Here is a 1,261-nt window from a genome sequence, read left to right on the forward strand (position 1 = left end):
GCATCATTTGACACACAGTCAAGTGAAGAAAGTACAAGTGCACCTTGCACTGAAAAACAATTGATTTTAGCTCGTGAACTAAAGGCTGAATGTGAAAAATTAGGTTTTGATTCTGTTGAATTAACCGATACAGGTATTGTGTATGCATACTTAAATGCGAATACAGATAAGAAGATAGATCGTATTGGGTTTATTGCACATATGGATACGGCAACTGAAATTACGGGGACGAATGTAAAGTGTCGTGTAATTTCAAAATATGATGGAAATACAATTCAATTAAATGAAGAGTATTCCATGTCTAAAGAAGAATTTCCAGCTTTGGCAAACTGCATTGGTGATGATTTGATTGTTACAGATGGAACGACATTACTTGGTGCAGACGATAAAGCAGGAATTGCGATTATTTTAGAGGCTATGGAACAGTTGATTCAATCTGAAAAAGAACATGGATTTATTGCGGTTGCCTTTACTCCAGATGAAGAAGTAGGTCGTGGTGTCGAAAACTTTGAGTTAGATAAGTTTGCCGTGGATTACGCGTTCACAATTGATGGTGATCGTATTGATTCTGTTGATTATGAGACATTTAATGCAGCACAAGCTGTTGTCACATTTGATGGTACAAGCATTCATCCTGGAGATGCCAAGGATCGTATGGTCAATGCGAGTTTATTAGCAATGGAATATGCTTCGAGTCTTCCAAAAAAACAAACACCTTCACATACACAGGGTCGTCAAGGATTCTATCATTTAGTGGGTATGGAAGGAATTTGTGAAGATGCAAAATTAACTTACATTCTTCGTAATCACAGTAAACAAAGTTTTATTGCACAAAAACAGAAGATGGAAGCAATTGCGGATAAGATGAATGAAAAATACGGAAACCGTGTTCATGTATCGATTCGTGATCAATATGAAAACATGCGTCAATATATGCATGGGGATATGCGTAGTGTGAATAAGGCAAAATATGCATTGCGTCAATGTGATGTAACACCAGTTAGTACACCAATTCGTGGTGGAACAGATGGTGCAATGTTGACGGCAAGAGGATTAATTTGTCCAAACTTAGGTACGGGTTCATTTAATCATCATGGTCGTTTTGAATTCGCAAGTATTCAAAAGATGGAAAAGATGGTTGAAATCGTATTAAAAATCGTTGAGTAGCTAACTATATAAAATTCAAGTAATTTTTATGAAAAAGTTTGAAAATATAAAATTACTAGAATTTTTAGTTATTTTTGAATTGATCTTTGAAAAT

At 35.3% G+C, this 1,261-nt stretch carries 1 protein-coding gene; it reads left to right on the forward strand.

Going from position 1 to position 1,261, the window contains the following annotated elements; translation table 11 throughout:
- Nucleotides 1-1,167 (forward strand): peptidase T (gene pepT, locus ACZQCL_RS07630; RefSeq protein WP_482482584.1); only part of this gene is annotated, 1,167 nt, incomplete at its 5' end.
- Nucleotides 1,168-1,261: the final 94 nt, after the last annotated feature.

The sequence above is a fragment of the Holdemanella sp. genome (genome assembly GCF_056804935.1).